The following is a 1,448-nucleotide window of genomic DNA, read 5'->3' as shown; positions in this document are numbered from 1 at the left end:
GAAGTCGTCGCTATGAGCCTCATGTCCAGTCACGGAAGGATGAATCAGAAGCCATCAAAAACACGGATTTTAAGGCCCACCGCTGGGTTGTAGAGAGAACACACAGTTGGATGAATCGCTACCGTCGTGTCCTGACTCGTTGGGAGAAAAAGGTCGAAAATTACGAGGCAATGCTGCATCTTGCCTGTGCCATCATTGTCTGGAATAAAATCCTTTTGGGATAGGTTCTTATTCATTCTTTATCCCATTTAGTTTATATATCATGATTTGATACATATCTTGGCATCGACGTGTTATTTCAAGCTTACCTTTAAAAAATTATCATAAAATGCCTAGAAACAGATAAAAAGTGCGAACAAAAGCCGACAAAAAACATTTTATTGTTTATGGTTTTTAGCCTTTTGCGGAAGGATGATATAATAATTCGGCTCACACATTTATTTGAGGGTAAACAGTCGGTTCTATGACCGCCATTGAAGATAAGTTAACTCAAAACATAATAAAACAGGGCTTCACTAGATATGAAACCCTTTAATTTAACCTGAGCTTATTTTAATTTACTGTTACACAACTCTTGTAGCCGATTAATAAAGCGTGCAACATGGAAGCCATCACAAACTGCATGATGAACCTGTACTGAGAGCGGCAATAACAGTCTATCCCCTTCTTGCTGATATTTTGCCATTGTTATAATGGGTGCAAAATAATCGGTAAAATTAGCAACATTTAAATTAAAGCTATCAAAATTAACCCAAGGTAATGCTGAAATATTTAAATGATTTTCTGGTGTTACCCCTTGAGGAAATAACTTGGTATCACTTTTATAACGTTCCATTACCGATAAATAATTCACCATAAATTGATCAATATCGGATGAGTATGGGCAACTCAGTGCTGAAAATGTCTCTGTTTCTTGATGGAATACGGTGAATTGTGGGTCGACTGAATCCCATACGATCAATTCATCATCTTTTATCGCCATTCTCAACTCATCAAATTGATTCACGGCCTGAGCAATCAGATAGATCATTACCGGATAAAACTTATACGCTGAATCATCCAATGACTTTTTTAACGTCGTGATATCAATTTTGCTTGTTAAGCTAAAACCACATGGTAAACGATGCCGATAAAACTCAAAATGCTCACGGCGAACCCAATTTTTTACATCAAATTTTGTATAGTTCATAACATATCCCTTCTGAATTTTTATTTACTAAGAACCTATCCCAATAGGTTTTTAGTCCAGACAATGATACCACAGGCAAAATGCAGCATCGCCTCATAATTCTCGACTTTCTTCTCCCAACGAGTCAGGACACGACGGTAGCGATTCATCCAACTGTGTGTTCTCTCTACAACCCAACGGTGAGCCTTAAAATCCGTGTTTTTAATGGCTTCTGACTCATCCTTCCGTGACTGGATATGAGGTTCATAGCGACGACTTT

2 protein-coding genes and 1 pseudogene are annotated in these 1,448 nt (G+C 37.8%); 1 reads left to right on the top strand and 2 read right to left on the bottom strand.

The window, feature by feature from the left end; genetic code table 11:
• The coding region (locus R7035_RS25275; protein WP_225455851.1) for a transposase at positions 1-224 on the top strand (224 nt) is incomplete at its 5' end.
• Between the two features lie 323 nt (positions 225-547).
• Here the strand turns inward: R7035_RS25275 and R7035_RS25270 are convergent.
• Both R7035_RS25270 and R7035_RS25265 read right to left on the bottom strand, forming a co-directional pair.
• Positions 548-1,189, bottom strand: a complete 642-nt coding sequence (locus R7035_RS25270) for a type A-3 chloramphenicol O-acetyltransferase CatIII (protein ID WP_004920769.1) — start codon at positions 1,187-1,189, stop codon at positions 548-550.
• Positions 1,190-1,224: 35 nt separating this feature from the next.
• Positions 1,225-1,448, bottom strand: a pseudogene (locus R7035_RS25265) (IS5/IS1182 family transposase); the annotation flags it as partial.

Origin of the sequence: Vibrio sp. 1731 (assembly GCF_033339955.1) — a bacterium.
Taxonomy (GTDB): domain Bacteria; phylum Pseudomonadota; class Gammaproteobacteria; order Enterobacterales; family Vibrionaceae; genus Vibrio; species Vibrio alginolyticus.
This window is presented reverse-complemented; position numbering and strand designations above follow the sequence as displayed.

What these genes read in the sequence shown, in the direction of transcription:
- R7035_RS25270 (WP_004920769.1), bottom strand. Translation starts at nt 1,189, where the DNA reads ATGAACTATACAAAATTTGATGTAAAAAATTGGGTTCGCCGTGAGCAT.